The 15723-nt window shown below is 72.2% G+C and carries 10 protein-coding genes, 3 tRNA genes and 1 pseudogene; 7 read left to right on the forward strand and 7 right to left on the reverse strand.

The genetic code is table 11. From position 1 onward, the window contains the following. Positions 1 to 117: 117 nt before the first annotated feature. A pseudogene (locus ACOBQB_RS21505) lies at positions 118 to 954 on the forward strand (sensor histidine kinase); the annotation flags it as partial. A 660-nt stretch (positions 955 to 1614) separates the two neighbouring features. Here the strand turns inward: ACOBQB_RS21505 and ACOBQB_RS21510 are convergent. From ACOBQB_RS21510 to ACOBQB_RS21520, 3 genes are all read right to left on the reverse strand, one after another. Further along, a complete protein-coding gene (locus tag ACOBQB_RS21510) occupies positions 1615 to 3606 on the reverse strand; it encodes an ABC transporter permease (RefSeq protein WP_423593781.1) in 1992 nt (663 codons plus the stop codon). Between the two features lie 202 nt (positions 3607 to 3808). Further along, positions 3809 to 4606 carry a molybdate ABC transporter substrate-binding protein gene (gene modA / locus ACOBQB_RS21515; protein WP_423593782.1) on the reverse strand — a complete coding sequence of 266 codons (798 nt, stop codon included), beginning with the start codon at positions 4604 to 4606 and terminating at the stop codon, positions 3809 to 3811. A gap of 77 nt (positions 4607 to 4683) precedes the next feature. Beyond that, complete coding sequence (locus ACOBQB_RS21520) at positions 4684 to 5082, reverse strand: TOBE domain-containing protein (RefSeq protein ID WP_423593783.1); 399 nt, start codon at positions 5080 to 5082, stop codon at positions 4684 to 4686. 150 nt (positions 5083 to 5232) lie between these two features. Here ACOBQB_RS21520 and ACOBQB_RS21525 point away from each other — a divergent pair, with 150 nt between their 5' ends. Both ACOBQB_RS21525 and ACOBQB_RS21530 read left to right on the forward strand, forming a co-directional pair. Continuing rightward, on the forward strand, positions 5233 to 6309 hold the full coding sequence (locus ACOBQB_RS21525; protein ID WP_423593784.1) for a YihY/virulence factor BrkB family protein: 1077 nt from the start codon (positions 5233 to 5235) through the stop codon (positions 6307 to 6309). Positions 6310 to 7067: 758 nt separating this feature from the next. Then, complete coding sequence (locus ACOBQB_RS21530; RefSeq protein ID WP_423593785.1) at positions 7068 to 7658, forward strand: hypothetical protein; 591 nt, start codon at positions 7068 to 7070, stop codon at positions 7656 to 7658. A 322-nt stretch (positions 7659 to 7980) separates the two neighbouring features. On the opposite strand, the gene ACOBQB_RS21535 is transcribed toward ACOBQB_RS21530, so the two are convergent. The 3 genes from ACOBQB_RS21535 to ACOBQB_RS21545 form a co-directional block, all read right to left on the reverse strand. Next, positions 7981 to 8057, reverse strand: a tRNA-Ile gene (locus ACOBQB_RS21535). A gap of 186 nt (positions 8058 to 8243) precedes the next feature. After that, a tRNA-Asn gene (locus ACOBQB_RS21540) sits at positions 8244 to 8316 on the reverse strand. Positions 8317 to 8321: 5 nt separating this feature from the next. After that, a tRNA-Asn gene (locus ACOBQB_RS21545) sits at positions 8322 to 8394 on the reverse strand. A gap of 205 nt (positions 8395 to 8599) precedes the next feature. On the opposite strand from ACOBQB_RS21545, the gene ACOBQB_RS21550 reads away from it, so the two are divergent. The 4 genes from ACOBQB_RS21550 (at position 8600) to ACOBQB_RS21565 (ending at position 14287) form a co-directional block, all read left to right on the forward strand. Continuing rightward, positions 8600 to 8902, forward strand: a complete 303-nt coding sequence (locus ACOBQB_RS21550) for a YtxH domain-containing protein (protein WP_423593786.1) — start codon at positions 8600 to 8602, stop codon at positions 8900 to 8902. A 111-nt stretch (positions 8903 to 9013) separates the two neighbouring features. Next, positions 9014 to 10441, forward strand: coding sequence for an FGGY family carbohydrate kinase (locus ACOBQB_RS21555; RefSeq protein ID WP_423593787.1), 1428 nt, complete (start codon positions 9014 to 9016; stop codon positions 10439 to 10441). A 190-nt stretch (positions 10442 to 10631) separates the two neighbouring features. Beyond that, on the forward strand, positions 10632 to 12365 hold the full coding sequence (locus tag ACOBQB_RS21560; RefSeq protein ID WP_423593788.1) for an ABC transporter ATP-binding protein: 1734 nt from the start codon (positions 10632 to 10634) through the stop codon (positions 12363 to 12365). Next, complete coding sequence (locus tag ACOBQB_RS21565; protein WP_423593789.1) at positions 12365 to 14287, forward strand: ABC transporter ATP-binding protein; 1923 nt, start codon at positions 12365 to 12367, stop codon at positions 14285 to 14287. Before ACOBQB_RS21560 ends, ACOBQB_RS21565 begins: the two co-directional genes overlap by 1 nt. A gap of 28 nt (positions 14288 to 14315) precedes the next feature. Here ACOBQB_RS21565 and ACOBQB_RS21570 read toward each other — a convergent pair whose 3' ends face one another. Continuing rightward, positions 14316 to 15644: an RNA polymerase sigma factor gene (locus ACOBQB_RS21570; RefSeq protein WP_423593790.1), complete on the reverse strand. Its 1329-nt coding sequence runs from the start codon at positions 15642 to 15644 to the stop codon at positions 14316 to 14318. Positions 15645 to 15723: the final 79 nt, after the last annotated feature.

Genomic DNA, 15723 nt, shown 5'->3' on the forward strand with positions numbered 1-15723 from the left:
CCGTCCCGCCGGCCCGGGCCGACGACCGCGGCGGTCGAAGCACCCATGCCGGGCGCCGCCTCCGATCGCCCCACGCCGTCGCCGGCCCCCTCGCCCCCACCCCCCAGCTACAACGACCTCATCGGCACCACCATCGAACCCGGCAGCGCGGTCCTCACCCAACTCCTCGGCGGTGAACCGGTGTTCATCGAGGACTCCGCGACCGACCCCCGGATGACGACCCACGTACGCCTCCGTTTCGGGCCCAGCATGATGCTGCCGCTCCAGGCCGGCGGCCGGCTCATCGGGACGCTCGCGCTGCCCCGCAGGCGCGGCGCGCCCGCCTACACCGCCGCCGAGCGGCTGCTCGCCACGCAGTTCGCCTCGCAGGCCGCCCTCGCGCTCGTCCTCGCCGACGCCCAGCAGAGCAGGCAGCGCCTCGCGGTCTTCGAGGACCGCGACCGGATCGCCCGCGACCTGCACGACCTCGTCGTCCAGCGCCTCTTCGCGACCGGGATGATGCTGGAGTCGACGCGCCGCAAGGCGGGTTCGCCGAAGGTCGAGGCCACTCTCGACCAGGCCGTCGACGAGCTGGAGTCCACCATCCAGGAGGTCCGCACGGCCATCTTCGCCCTCCAGCAGCCGCCCGCCGACGCCCCGACGACCTTCCGCGGCAAGGTCCTGCGCGAGACGGCGGGCGCCGCCGCGATCCTGGGCGTCCACCCCTCGGTGCACTTCGGCGGCGCGGTCGACACCCGGATCGCGGACCCGGCGGCGAGCCATCTCCTCGCCGCCCTGCGCCGCGCCCTGGCCGCCGTGTCGCGCCGTACCGGCGTCACCCGGGTCGACGTGGCGGTCGACGCGCGGGCCACCCTCCCCGACGGCCGCGACGGCGTACGGCTGACGGTGTACGACGACGGGGACACGGACGGCGTGGAGGCGGGCACGACGGTGACCTGGCAGGCACCGCTGTAGCCATCCCGGCAGCCACGGCGGCTGGGCGGTACGGCGGCGCAGCGGCTGGCCCGGCGGCCCGGCAGCTGGCCCCGGCGGCACGACGGTCCGGCAGCCCGGCGACCGACCCCGGCAGCCCGGCGACCCCGCAAGCCCGGCGGCACGACGGCCCGGCGGCACGGCAGCTGGCCCCGGTGGCACGGCGACCCCGCAAGCCCGGCGGCCCGGCGATACGGCGGCCCGGCGGCTGGCCCGGCGGCCCGGCATCTGGCCCGGCGGCCCGGCATCTGGCCCGGCGGCACGACGGTCCGGCAGCCCGGCGGCTGGCCCGGCGGCCCGGCATCTGGCCCGGCGGCACGACGGTCCGGCAGCCCGGCGGCTGGCCCGGCGGCCCGGCATCTGGCCCGGCGGCACGGCGTCTGGCCCCGGCGGCACGACGGCCCGGCGGCACGGCAGCTGGCCCCGGCGGCACGGCGGTCCGGCAGCCCGGCGACTGGCCCCGGTGGCCCGGCGACTCCGCAAGCCCGGCGGCACGGCGATACGGCGGCCCGGCGTCTGGCCCGGCGGCCCGGCGTCTGGCCCGGCGGCACGACGGCCCGGCGGCTGGCCCCGGTGGCACGGCAACCCCGCAAGCCCGGCGGCCCGGCGGCCTCGCAAGCCGGAGGCCCGCAGCCCCGCGTGTCAGAGCGCCACCACCGTCACCTCCGTGGCCTTCACGCTGGTCCACACCTCCGCCCCGTCGGCGAGGCCCAGTTCGGCCGCCGCCTGCGGGGTGATCTCGGCGACCAGGTCGGGCGCCTGCCCCGAGACGATCAGTACCCGCAGCCTGCTCCCGGCGGCGGTGATCTCCCGTACCGTCCCGCGCCACACGTTGCGCGGGCTGCCCTCGGGCCTGTCGCGGTGCACGGAGACGGCCTCGGGCGCGATGACGGCGAGCGCCCGCGTGCCCTCGGCCGGCGGATCGGCGACGACCAGCCGCCCCTCCCCCGCCAGGACGAGCGTGCCGTCGGCGGCGGCCGTACCCGGCCAGGCGTTGCGGCCGAGCATGCGGGCCACCCAGGGCGAGCGCGGATGCCGGGTGACTTCGGCGGGCGGCGCGTCCTGCAACGTACGCCCGTCGTCGAGTACGAGGACCCGGTCGGCCAGCGACACCGCCTCGACGGGGTCGTGCGTGACGACGAGGCAGACCCCGCCGAAGCCGTCGAGGTGGCGCCGCAGGGTGTGCCGTACGTGGGCGCGGGTGGTCTGGTCGAGGGCGGCGAGCGGCTCGTCCAGGAGCAGCAGCCGGGGCCGGGCCGCGAGCGCCCGCGCCAGCGCGACCCGCTGGGCCTGCCCGCCGGACAGCTGCGCGGGCCTGCGGTGCGCGAGGTGGCCGACGCCGAGCCGGTCCAGCCATGCCTGCGCCTCATGGCGGGCCCGCGTGCGCCGGACGCCCTGCGCGCGCAGTCCGTAGGCGGTGTTGCCGAGGGCGCTCAGATGCGGGAAGAGGGCGCCCTCCTGGGGCACCCAGGCCACCCCGCGGCGGTGCGGCGGCAGCGCGGTGACATCGCGCTCCCCGAGGCGCAGCCGGGCGTGGGCGCGGGGGGTGAGGCCGAGGAGGGCGCGCAGGAGGGTGGTCTTGCCCGCGCCGTTGGGTCCGACGACGGCGATGGTGGTGCCGGGTGCCGCGTCGAGGGTCAGTTCGTTGGCGCCGGTGACGTCGGCGTGCAGGCCCCACTTCTCCTGCGGCCGGTCCTCCCGCAGCCCGTTCTCCCGCGGCCCGTTCTCCCGCGGCCCTGCGGCTTCGGCGAGCGGCTCGGGCCCGCCCTGGGTCCCGTCCCCCACAGCAGCGGCCGGATCGGCGGTCCGCAAGGTCGCCCCGGCCGACCACCGCCCCCGCAGCCCGATCAGCACGGCCATGGCGATGGCGAGCAGCAGCAGCGACAGGGAGGTCGCCGCCTCCGGGGAGTCCTGGAGCAGCAGGTACACCTGGAGCGGCAAGGTCTGCGTGGTCCCGGGGAGGTTGCCGGCGAAGGTGATCGTCGCGCCGAACTCGCCCAGCGCCCGCGCCCAGGTCAGCGCGGCCCCGGCGACGAGCCCGGGGGCGACCATCGGCATGGTGACGGTGAGGAACACCCGTACCGGAGAGGCCCCCAGCGACGCCGCCGTCTCCTCGAAGCCGGGCCGCAGCCCGCCGAGCGCGCCCTCCAGGCTGATCACGAGGAACGGCATCGACACGAACGTCGCCGCGACCACCGCACCGGAGGTGTGGAACGGCAGCACGATCCCGAACGTGTTCTCCAGCCACGGCCCGAGCAGCCCGCGCCGCCCGAAGCCGAGCAGCAGCGCGACACCGCCGACGGTCGGCGGCAGCACCATGGGCAGCAGCACGAGGGACCGCACGAAGGCCTTCCCGGGGAACTCCACGCGCGCGAGCAGCCAGGCCAGCGGCACCCCGAGCAGCAGGGAGAGCCCGAGCGCCCAGAAGGACACCAGCATGGACAGCTTCAGGGCCTGGGTGACGCCGGGCGCGGAGAGGTGCGTGCCCAGCTCGCCCCACTCGGTGCGGGCGAGGATGCCGATAAGCGGCATCAGCAGGAACGCGACCGCGAGCAGTGCGGGCAGCGCGAGGGCGAGCGGCGCCCGGGGACGGCCCGGCGAGCGGGTGCGCGGACGGGGGTGGGGGCGGCTCATCGGCGGTCCTGGGATCAGTCTGGCATCAGTGGGGTGACGCGGGCCTACGACCGGGCGCCCGCTGCGGGGAGGCGTCGGGCGCCCGGAAGTCGAGGTACCGGAAGCGGGCGCCCGGAAGTCGAGGTACCGGAAGCGGGCGCCCGGAAGTCGAGGTACCGGAAGCGGGCGCCCGGAAGCCGGTGTACCGGAAACGGAGGCCCCGCTACGGCTTCTGGAAGCCCGCGTCCCGCAGGATCTTCTGCGCATCGGGACTGCCGAGCCACTTCACGAACGCGGCGGCGGCGGCGCTGTTCCCGGAACCCTTGAGGGTCGCGGCGGGGTAGGACGCCACGGCGTTCTGCCGGTCCGGGATCGTGACGGCGTCGACCTTGCCGGGCGCGGTGGCGGCGTCCGTCCGGTAGACGATGCCGGCGTCGGCCTCGCCGAGCTCGACCTTGCTCAGCACGGAGCGGACGTTGGCCTCCTTCGACACGGGCTTCACCTGGACGCCCTGCCGGTCCAGGACCTCCTTGCTGTAGCGCCCGACCGGCACGGTGTCGTCCGCGAGCACGACCTTCAGCTCCCGGTCGGCGAGATCCTTCAGCCCCTTGATCCGGTCGGGATTGCCCTCGCGCGTGGCGATCACGAGCCGGTTCTTGGCGATCACGGTGGGCGCGCCGGTCTCGGCCCTGAGCCCGTCCATGGTCTTCGTGTCCGCCGTGACCAGCACGTCGGCGGGCGAGCCCTGCTTGACCTGGGCGGCGAGCTCCTGCGACCCGGCCGCGGAGACCGTGAGGTCCGTGCCCGGGTGGTCCTTCTCGTACGCCTTCTCGGCGGTGGCGAAGACATCGGTGAGGGAGGAGGCGGCGAGGACGGTGAGGCGGACGTTCTTGCCGCCGCCCTTCTTGCCCGCGTTGTCGCCGTCACCGCCGCAGGCGGCGGCGAGCGGGACGAGCAGCGCGACGGTCGCGGCGGCGGCGGCACGGCGGGCGGCGGGGGACTTCGGATGGACCGGGAACATGGGTGGCACTCCTGGCTCAGGCACGGTCGGTGACTCGGGCACGGTCGATTACTCAGGCGCGGTCGATGTGCACGTACTCATGCGCGGTCGATGTGCACGCTGGTGGACTTGACCCGGGCGGTGGCCTGCACGCCGACCTCCAGGCCGAGTTCCTCCACCGCCTCACGGGTCAGCAGCGAGACCAGGCGGTGCGGGCCCGCCTGGATCTCCACCTGGGCGGCGACGTCGCCGAGCTTCACGGCGGTGACGATGCCGGGGAAGGCGTTGCGGGCGGAGGTGTAGGGGACGTCGTCCTCGGCAGCGCCGCCGCCCTGCGCGACCTCGACGGAGAAGGCGGCCAGGTCACGGCCGTCGATGAGCCGCCGCCCCGCCTCGTCGCGGTGCGTGGCGACCCGCCCGGCGTCCGCCCAGCGGCGGGCGGTGTCGGGACTGACGCCCAGCAGACGCGCGGCCTGCCCGATTGTGTAGGACTGCATGTGCGACAAGATAAGCCCGATCAGGTGGCATCTGAAATATTCAAGGGGTTCCTCCATGGCAGATGCGACTCTCCATGGAGGAAGCTCCAAGGGATCGGGCGCCGCGGGACAGGAGGCATACCTCGGCCCAGTCGGCCAACTCGCCCCCGCATGGCACTCTTCGGCAAGCACGACCACAAGCACGAGCACGAGCACGACGGCGACCACGAGGGCAGCCACGACGACGACCTCGACCGGCCCGGCACCGGCCCGGGTCCCGAGGTCGAGGAGGCGGCCCCGGACGAGCCCACCGATCTGCCCGCCCGCTCCTGGTGGTCGGTACTGCGGCGCACCGGCCGGGAGTTCATGGACGACGACCTGCCGGACCGGGCCGCCGCCCTGACGTACTACGGCGTGCTGTCGCTCTTCCCCGCCCTGCTCGTCCTGGTCTCGATCCTCGGCGTGATCGGGAAGAAGGCCACCGACTCCGTCCTGAGCAACCTGGACCAGCTGGCCCCGGGTCCGGTGCGCGACCTGTTGAGCGACGCCGTACGGCAGTTGGAGGGCAGCGGCGGCACCAGCGGCGTCGTGGCCATCACGGGCCTGGTCCTCGCGATGTGGTCGGCTTCCGGATACGTGGGGGCCTTCATCCGCGCCTCCAACGCCGTCTACGACCTGCCCGAGGGCCGCCCGGTGTGGAAGCTGACGCCGCTGCGGATCGCGCTGACCGTGGCCCTGATGATCCTGCTCGCCATCAGCGCGCTGCTCGTGGTCTTCACGGGGCCGCTCGCCGAGCGCGCGGGCGACGCCATCGGCGCGGGCGACGCGGCGCTCACCGCCTGGTCCATCGCGAAGTGGCCGGTGCTTCTGATCATCGTCATCATGATGATCGCCCTGCTGTTCTGGCGGGCCCCCAACGTCCGCGGCCCCGGCTTCCGCTGGCTGAGCCCCGGCAGCGTACTCGCCGTGCTCCTGTGGCTGCTGGCCTCCGGCGGCTTCGCCCTGTATGTCGCCAACTTCGCCTCGTACAACAAGACCTACGGCACCCTGGCAGGTGTCGTCATCTTCCTGGTCTGGCTGTGGCTGTCGAATCTCGCCATCCTGCTCGGCCTGGAATTCGACGCCGAACTGGCCCGCCAGCGCGCGATCAGCGGCGGCATGCCCGCCGAGGAGGAGCCGTACGTGGAACCCCGCGACACGCGCACCTGGCCACGCCGCCACGACTCCCACCCGGACCCGACGTCCTGATCCGACGCCGCGTCCGGGCCTGCGGGACCGCTGTAGCCGCCGGTGACTCCGGACCGGCCCGGAAGAGGCGCTCGGGGGAATGGTGCCTCTCCCGGGCGCAGCGACTCCAAAGGCCCGGCACCCCCGGGCCGCTGTCGATGAGGCGGCATTCTCCTTTTGCAGCACGGACTTCCAGCGGCATCTGGACCGGCATGATCAGCGGTGGCACGGCTCTCGGCCCGGTCATCGGCGGCCCGCTGCTCGACAACTTCTGGTGGGGCTCGTCTTCCTCATCAAGCTGCCGCTCATGGGCCTGCTCATCGTGACCGGCATCATCCTGCTCCCGGAGTCGCACAACCCGAACGCCACCCGCCCCGACGTCCTGAGCATGGTGCTCTGCGCGCTGGGCATCGTCGCGGTCGTGTACGCCGTCCAGGAGTCCGTCCGCGACGGCTTCACCGAACCGAAGATCCTCACCGCCCTCGCCATCGGCGTCGTCGCCCTCGCCCTGTTCGGCCTGCGCCAGCCGCGCCTCGCGCAGCCGATGGTCGAGCTCAGCCTCTTCCGCAACCGGGCGTTCTCCGGTGCCTTCATCGCCAACGCCTTCACGCTGTTCGCGTCGGTCGGCGTCCTCCTGCTGGTCAGCCAGTACCTACAGTTCGTCCACGGTTGGTCGCCGCTGCAGACCGCCCTCGGTCTGCGGCCCCCGGCCGGCGCGGGCATGCGCGCCGCTGATCGGCACCCTCATCCCGCGCTGGGGACAGGCGCGGGTGGTCGCCATGGGCCTTGGGGTGCTCTCGCTGGCGATGGTCCTCTACAGCCGTGCCGGTGCCGACTCCGGCTACATGACGATCCTGATCCCGACGATCGTCCACGGTGCCGCCGCATCCTGCGTCTTCGCCTGCACCGTCAACATCATCGTGAACAGCGCGCCGCAGGAGAAGTCCGGTACGGCATCCGGCCTCGCCACCACGGGCGGTGAACTTGGCGCCGCCATGGGCATGGCCGTACTCGGCACGATCCTGAACAGCCTCTACCACAAGAACTTCGACACCCCCTCGGGGCTGACGAAGGAACAGGCCGAGCAGGCCGGCGACTCGATCGGCTCCGCCATGCAGGTCGCCGCCCAGTCGTCGGGCCAGGTCGCCGAGCAGATCGCGTCGTCCGCCAAGGCCGCCTACGCGGACGGCCTACAGGCCGGGGTCCTGGTCAACGCCGCCGTCCTCGCCGCGATCCGCGTCCTCACCCTGATCACTCTGCGCGGACTGCCCCGGGTCTTCACGGACGAGCCCACCGAGGAGTCCACGCCTTCCTCCGAGGCCGATGTGCCGACCGCGCGACTGAGCCCCGACAAGACGCGCACACGCTGACGAAGGGCAAAGGCCGCCCGAATCCACAGCGTGGGCGGCGGCGCCACCCTTACTGATCGTGGAAGGTGGAAACGGTGGCTGGGTGCTCGACTGACCACCCCGCGCCCGGAGGGACGCGTGGTGGCCCGGCCCCGGGCCGGCACGGTCGTCGCCAGGCCCCCCTCTACCGCCACGTCCAGGCTTTGGCCGTGCATCGGGAGAGCGGGCCAGCGGCGGGCCAGTGGCGGGCCGGCTGACGATCTCTGGCGTGTCGTTGCCAAGGGAACGACACGCCAGGGCGCACAGTAGACGCAGGTGGAATCGTTCCTGCGCCCCAGCGCTCTGGTGGGGCGGGTGGGACTCGAACCCACGGCCGACGGATTATGAGTCCGCTGCTCTAACCGGCTGAGCTACCGCCCCTAACGGCGCGTCGCGCACATTTGTGCGCGCCGTCTGCCGCAGCATAGCCGCTCATACGATCTCCTGCTTCGGATGGTCGGCATCGCCGTGGCAACGCTCGACCATGAGGACCGCGGGGTGCCCCGCGTGGTTCCACCGGGCAGGAAAAAGACCCCTGAGAGGCTCCTCAGGGGTCCTTCCGTACAGCTCTCCCGACTGGACTCGAACCAGTAACCTGCCGGTTAACAGCCGGCTGCTCTGCCAATTGAGCTACAGGAGACCGAGCTCCCCCGACTGGACTCGAACCAGTAACCTGCCGGTTAACAGCCGGCTGCTCTGCCAATTGAGCTACAGGGGATCGTCTCGTTTGCATCGAACGCACCTGCCTGGGAACTCTCCGGGCGGCGGGCGCTCGCTGCGACACATACATTAGCGCAAGCAGGGGGGTGCTCCGCCAATCGGTATCCCCTCGGCCGATCAGCAGACGAGCGGCAGACGGGCAGACGCCGTGCGACAGACGTGCGACAGACGTGCGACGCCGACGCAAGGAAAGGGTGGCAGCCATGCGGTACCGGCTCACATTCGTGGCGGGACTGGCCCTCGGGTACGTGCTCGGGACCAGGGCCGGACGCGAGCGTTACGAGCAGTTGAGGAAGTCCGCCCGCGAGATCGCGCAGAACCCGGCCGTGCGCAACACCGTCGAGTCCGCGAGCCAGCAGGGGCGCGAGGTGGCGGGCAAGGCCTTCCACACGGTGTCCGAGAAGATGGGCGACCGGATGCCCGACTCGGTCGCGGACCGGGTGCGGTCGCTGCGCGAGCGCGGGCAGGGCCCCGGCGAGGACGACTGGGGAACGAGCAACACCTAGCGGCACCCGGCGACAGCCGGCGGCGTCCGGCGACGCCTTCTCCCGAACCCCCGGTGGCCTTGTGCCGCCGGGGGTTCGGGACACCTGGTGCGGTGCGGCAGAATTCCTCGCATGGGGATAGTCGCAGGGTTGGACAGTTCGCCCGATTTCACGCGCATTGTGGTCTGTGACACGGACACGGGCGCCGTACTCAAGCAGGGTTACGCCCCGCATCCGCTGGAGAGCGCGGAGGGGGGCGGCCGGCCCTCCGATGTCGATCCGCAGGCCTGGCTGCTCTCCCTCGGCGAGGCGGCGGGCGGCGGGCTGCTCGAAGGCGTGCAGGCCATCGGCGTCTCCGCCCAGCAGAACGCGCTGGTGCCGCTGGACGGCCACGGCAACACGGTGCGGCCCGCGCTCGTCGGCAACGACCGCCGGGCGCAGGTGGCCGCCGTCGACCTGATCGACGGGCTCGGCGGCCGCGAGGCCTGGGCGCAGGCCGTGGGGTGTGTGCCGCAGGCCGCGCAACCCGTGACGAAGCTGCGCTGGCTGGCCAGGACGGAGCCGGAGGCGGCGCGGCACGTGGCCGCCCTCATGCAGGCTCCCGACTGGCTGGTGTGGCAGCTCCTGGGCCGCCCCGCGCGGCGTACGACCGACCGCGGCGGGGCCTCCGGCACCGGTTACTGGTCGGCGGCGACGGGTGGGTACCGCCCGGATCTGGTCGAGCTGGCGCTCGGGCACCAGGCGATGCTGCCCGAGGTCATCGGTCCCGCCGAGCCCGCCGGGACGACGCCCGAGGGGCTGCTGATCTCGGCCGGCACCGGCGAGACGATGGCGGCCGCCTTCGGGCTCGGGGTGCGGCAGGGCGACGCCGTGGTGTCGCTCGGGGCCTCGGGGTCGGTGATGGCCGTGCACCACGAGGCGCTGGTCGACGCGCGCGGGATGATCACCTCGCTCGCGGACGCCACCGGGATGCATCTGCCGGTGGTGCACACGATGAACGCGGTGCGGGTGCTGCGCGGCACCGCCGAGATGCTGGGCGTCGCGGATCTGGAGGAGCTGTCCGCGCTCGCCATGAAGTCGACGCCGGGGGCGCACGGCCTCGCCTTCCTGCCCTACCTGGAGGGCGAGAAGACGCCCAACCTGCCGCATGCCGCGGGGACGCTGACCGGGATGCGGCGCGAGTCGATGAAGCCCGAGCATCTGGCGCGGGCCGCGTTCGAGGGCATGCTCTGCGGGCTCGGGGACGCGCTCGACGTACTGCGGGTGCGCGGGGTGGACGTGCGGCGGGTGTTCCTGCTGGGCGCCGCCGCCGAACTGCCCGCCGTGCAGGCGGCGGCACCGATGCTCTTCGGCACCCAGGTCGTGGTGCCGCAGCCCGCGGACTACGCCGCGATCGGCGCCGCGCGCCAGGCCGCGTGGGCGCTGACCGGTCAACTCCCGCTCTGGCAGGGTGCCGCGGCGCAGATCTTCGAGCCGGGCGAGGAGCTCGCGGTGGGCCAGGCGGTGCGTCAGCAGTACTCGACGGTCCGGGAGCAGTCGCACCCCGGCGCGTTCTCCTGACCCTGGCGCCGGGCCTGATGCGGGCCCGCCGGAGCACCGCTCGGTTCTTGAGTGATCCCAGTTCTTTACCGGGGCTTATTTTTGACCCGGTCATGGGTTAATCGGTTGCCGTCGGGCGGGTCGGGTGTCGCAGGATAGGGGGCGACCTCGCCGACTTGCCGTCACCCGACCCCCTTTCGAGAGACCGAGCGTGCTCATACGACTCCTGCGGGCGCACCTGCGTCCGTACAAGAAACCGATCGCCCTGCTGGTGCTGCTCCAGTTCCTGCAGACCTGCGCCGCGCTCTATCTGCCCACCCTGAACGCGGACATCATCGACAACGGTGTCGTCGAGGGGGACACGGGTTACATCCTCACCTTCGGCGCCATCATGATCGCCGTCACCGTCGTGCAGATGGTCTGCAACATCGGTGCCGTCTTCTACGGCGCGCGCACCGCCTCCGCCCTCGGGCGCGACGTCCGGGCCGCCGTCTTCGACCGCGTGCAGTCCTTCTCCGCCCGCGAGATGGGCCAGTTCGGCGCCCCCTCGCTGATCACGCGGACCACCAACGACGTCCAACAGGTGCAGATGCTGGCCCTGATGTCGTTCACGCTGATGGTCACCGCGCCCATCATGTGCGTCGGCGGCATCGTGATGGCGCTCGGCCAGGACGTGCCGCTCTCCGGTGTCCTCGTCGCCGTCGTGCCCGTCCTCGGCATCAGCGTCAGCCTCATCGTGCGGCGGCTGCGTCCGCTGTTCCGCACCATGCAGGAGCGGCTCGACACGGTGAACCGCGTGCTGCGCGAGCAGATCACCGGCAACCGCGTCATCCGTGCCTTCGTCCGCGACGCGTACGAAAAGGAACGCTTCCGCGGGGCCAACGCCGACCTGACCGACGTCTCGCTCGGCACCGGCAAGCTGCTCGCACTGATGTTCCCGATCGTCATGACCGTCGTGAACATCTCGTCGGTCGCCGTCGTCTGGTTCGGCGCGCAGCGCATCGACGGCGGCGCCATGCGGATCGGCGCGCTCACCGCGTTCCTCGCCTATCTCATGCAGATCGTGATGTCCGTGATGATGGCCACCTTCATGTTCATGATGGTGCCGCGCGCGGAGGTCTGCGCCGAGCGCATCGAGGAGGTTCTGGACACCGAGAGCAGTGTGGTGCCGCCGGCCGACCCGGTGCGTCAGCTGCGCAGCCACGGGCACCTGGAGATCCGGGGCGCGGGCTTCCGTTACCCCGGCGCCGAGGAGCCTGTCCTCAAGGGCATCGACCTGATCGCCCGCCCCGGTGAGACGACCGCCGTGATCGGGTCGACCGGCAGCGGCAAGTCGACGCTGCTCAGCCTCGTACCGCGGCTCATCGACGCGACGGAGGGGCAGGTCCTGGTGGGCGGCGTGGACGTGGGCACCATCGAGCCCGCGCTGCTCGCCCGGACCGTGAGCCTCGTCCCGCAGAAGCCGTACCTCTTCGCGGGCACGGTCGCGACCAACCTGCGGTACGGCAATCCGGACGCGACGGACGAGGAGCTCTGGCACGCCCTGGAGGTCGCGCAGGCCAAGGAGTTCGTGGCGGGCCTGGAGGAAGGGCTCGACGCGCCCGTCTCGCAGGGCGGCACCAACGTCTCCGGCGGTCAGCGCCAGCGCCTGGCCATCGCGCGCACCCTCGTACAGCGCCCGGAGATCTATCTCTTCGACGACTCGTTCTCCGCGCTCGACTACGCCACGGACGCGGCGCTGCGCGGCGCCCTGTCCCGGGAGACCGCCGAGGCGACCGTCGTCATCGTCGCCCAGCGCGTCTCCACCATCCGGGACGCCGACCGCATCGTGGTCCTCGACGAGGGCCGGGTCGTGGGCACCGGCAGCCATCACGAGCTGATGGAGAGCAATGAGACCTACCGGGAGATCGTCCTCTCCCAGCTGACGGAAGCGGAGGCCGCGTAATGCCCCCTGGCATCGGTGGACCGATGATGGGCCCCGACTCCCGGTCCATGGACTTCAAGGGCTCCGGCAGGCGGCTGCTCGCGCAGTTCAAGCCGGAGCGCGCCACGATGTACGGGATGATCGCGGCCGGGATCCTGAGCGTCGCGCTCTCCGTCCTCGGCCCGAAGATCCTCGGCAGGGCGACCGACCTGATCTTCGCGGGCATCGTCGGCCGTGACCTGCCTTCCGACCTGACGAAGGAACAGGCGATCGAGAGCCTGCGCGACAAGGGCGACGGCGGCATGGCCGACATGCTCACCGGCGTCGATTTCACGCCGGGCCAGGGCATCGACTTCGGCGCGATGGGCGAGGTCCTGCTGCTCGCGCTCGGCACGTTCCTCGGGGCGGGCCTGTTGATGGCCGTGGCGACCCGGCTCTCCAACCGCGCCATCAACAAGACCGTCTTCCGGATGCGGGGCGACGTACAGGAGAAGCTGTCGCGGCTTCCGCTGTCGTACTTCGACAAGCGGCAGCGCGGCGAGGTGCTGAGCCGCGCCACCAACGACATCGACAACATCAACCAGACGCTCCAGCAGACGATGGGCCAGCTCATCAACTCGCTGCTGACGATCATCGGCGTGCTGGTCATGATGTTCTGGGTGTCGCCGCTGCTCGCGCTGGTGGCGCTGGTCACCGTGCCGCTGTCGTTCGTCGTGGCGACGAAGGTGGGCAAGCGCTCGCAGCCCCAGTTCGTGCAGCAGTGGAAGACCACCGGCAAGCTGAACGCGCACGTCGAGGAGATGTACACCGGGCACGCCCTGGTGAAGGTGTTCGGCCGGCAGGAGGAGTCGGCGAAGGCGTTCGCCGAGCAGAACGACCAGCTGTACGAGGCCGGGTTCAAGGCGCAGTTCAACAGCGGCGTCATGCAGCCGCTGATGTTCTTCATCTCGAACCTGAACTACGTCCTTGTGGCCGTGGTGGGCGGTCTGCGGGTCGCGTCGGGCTCGCTGTCCATCGGTGACGTGCAGGCCTTCATCCAGTACTCGCGGCAGTTCTCGATGCCGCTCACGCAGGTCGCCTCGATGGCGAACCTCGTGCAGTCGGGCGTCGCCTCCGCCGAGCGGATCTTCGAGATCCTCGACGCGGAGGAGCAGGAGGCCGACCCGGTGCCGGGCGCGCGTCCCGCGAAGCTGAGCGGGCGCGTCGAGATGGAGCACGTCTCCTTCCGCTACGCCGAGGACAAGCCGCTCATCGAGGACCTGTCCCTGGTCGTGGAGCCCGGCCAGACCGTCGCCATCGTCGGGCCGACCGGCGCGGGCAAGACGACGCTCGTCAACCTCCTCATGCGGTTCTACGAGGTGACGGGCGGGCGCATCGCGCTGGACGGCGTCGACATCGCCGGCATGTCGCGGGACGAGCTGCGGGCCGGGATCGGCATGGTCCTCCAGGACACCTGGCTGTTCGGCGGCACCATCGCGGAGAACATCGCGTACGGCGCCGCGAAGGAGGTCACGCGCGAGGAGATCGAGGAGGCGGCGCGCGCCGCCCACGCGGACCGCTTCGTGCGCACGCTGGCCGACGGGTACGACACCGTGATCGACGACGACGGCACAGGCGTGAGCGCGGGCGAGAAGCAGCTCATCACCATCGCGCGGGCGTTCCTGTCCGATCCGGTGATCCTGGTGCTCGACGAGGCGACCAGCTCGGTCGACACCCGCACGGAGGTGCTCATCCAGAAGGCGATGGCCCGCCTCGCGCACGGGCGCACGTCGTTCGTCATCGCGCACCGGCTCTCCACGATCCGTGACGCCGACACGATTCTGGTGATGGAGAACGGGGCGATCGTCGAGCAGGGCACGCATGATGCCTTGCTGGCCGCGGGCGGGGCGTATGCGCGGTTGTACGCGGCGCAGTTCGCGGAGGCGGTGGCGGAGGTCGACTGACGCGCCGCTTCGCGGCTTGCCCCGACGGTCAGTCCAGGTAGCCCCTCAGCTGGTCCGCGAACGCGTGGTCGCGGAGTTTGTTGAGGGTCTTGGACTCGATCTGGCGGATGCGTTCGCGCGTCACACCGAAGATGCGGCCTATCTCCTCCAGGGTGCGGGGGCGGCCGTCCGCGAGGCCGTAGCGCAGCTGGACGACCTTGCGCTCGCGCTCGCCGAGCGTGGACAGGACCGCCTCCAGGTGCTCGCGCAGCAGCAGGAACGCGGCGGACTCCACGGGTGAGGCCGCGTCGCCGTCCTCTATGAGGTCGCCGAGCGCGACGTCGTCCTCCTCGCCGACGGGCGCGTGCAGGGAGACCGGCTCCTGCGCGAGGCGCAGCACCTCGCTGACGCGCTCGTGCGGCAGGTCGAGCTGGGCGGCGACCTCCTCGGGCGTGGGTTCGTACCCCCGCTCCTGGAGCATGCGGCGCTGGACGCGCACGACGCGGTTGATGAGCTCCACGACGTGCACGGGCACACGGATCGTGCGGGCCTGGTCCGCGAGGGCGCGGGACATGGCCTGCCGGATCCACCAGGTGGCGTACGTGGAGAACTTGTAGCCCCGGGCGTAGTCGAACTTCTCCACGGCCCTGATCAGGCCGAGGTTCCCCTCCTGGACGAGGTCGAGCATGGTGAGGCCGCGGCCCACGTAGCGTTTGGCGACGGAGACGACCAGGCGGAGGTTGGCCTCGATGAGGCGGCGCTTTGCCATCCGGCCCATGACGACGAGTTTGTCGAGGTCGAGGGCGAGTTGGGAGTCCAGGTCGGGGGTGTTGCCCAGCTTCTCCTCGGCGAAGAGGCCGGCCTCCACGTTGCGGGCGAGCTCCACCTCCTCGGCCGCGGTGAGCAGGGGGATCCGCCCGATCTCGCGCAGATACTGGCGGAAGAGGTCGGAGGACGGGCCGCCGGTGTCGGCGCGGCCGCGGGGGGCGGGGAGGTCGGCGGTCTCGGGTTCCAGGGCCTCGGGGGCTTCCCGGGGCTCGGGGGCTTCCCGGGGCTCGGGGGCTTCCCGGGGCTCGGGGGCTTCCGGGGCCTCGGCCGCCTCGGGGGCGGACTCCGGGTGCAGCGGGGCGCGGCTCTGCGGCGGGACCGCCTCCAGGACGTCCCTGTCCGCTTCGGGGTGCGCGGCGGTGTCCGTCTGGGTGAGGGTCTGGGTCTGGGTCTGCACGGGGGCGACCTCCAGGGTGATCGCTGCTGAGGCGTGCGGCAACGGGAGAGGGACGACGGCCTCGCCGCTGTCCGTCCCGGACACGATGGGTGGAACCGCGGGGGTGTCGGGCCCGCTGTCTGCGGGCCGGCCGCGCTCCGAGGACTCAGGCACCGCAACCCAGTGTGGGGTACGACACACGGCCGCCACGAGGGGCGTGCGGTGACTTTTTGCGTCCGTTCCGTGACCGCGT

It is taken from the genome of Streptomyces sp. G5(2025) (assembly GCF_049542075.1).
GTDB lineage: Bacteria > Actinomycetota > Actinomycetes > Streptomycetales > Streptomycetaceae > Streptomyces.

Bases quoted from the DNA above. Each gene is read 5' to 3' on its own strand.
- ACOBQB_RS21555 (WP_423593787.1), top strand. From the start codon at position 9,014: ATGGGGATAGTCGCAGGGTTGGACAGTTCGCCCGATTTCACGCGCATT.
- ACOBQB_RS21530 (WP_423593785.1), top strand. From the start codon at position 7,068: ATGGGCCTTGGGGTGCTCTCGCTGGCGATGGTCCTCTACAGCCGTGCC.
- modA (WP_423593782.1), bottom strand. From the start codon at position 4,606: ATGTTCCCGGTCCATCCGAAGTCCCCCGCCGCCCGCCGTGCCGCCGCC.
- ACOBQB_RS21565 (WP_423593789.1), top strand. From the start codon at position 12,365: ATGCCCCCTGGCATCGGTGGACCGATGATGGGCCCCGACTCCCGGTCC.
- ACOBQB_RS21510 (WP_423593781.1), bottom strand. From the start codon at position 3,606: ATGAGCCGCCCCCACCCCCGTCCGCGCACCCGCTCGCCGGGCCGTCCC.
- ACOBQB_RS21525 (WP_423593784.1), top strand. From the start codon at position 5,233: ATGGCACTCTTCGGCAAGCACGACCACAAGCACGAGCACGAGCACGAC.
- ACOBQB_RS21520 (WP_423593783.1), bottom strand. From the start codon at position 5,082: ATGCAGTCCTACACAATCGGGCAGGCCGCGCGTCTGCTGGGCGTCAGT.
- ACOBQB_RS21550 (WP_423593786.1), top strand. From the start codon at position 8,600: ATGCGGTACCGGCTCACATTCGTGGCGGGACTGGCCCTCGGGTACGTG.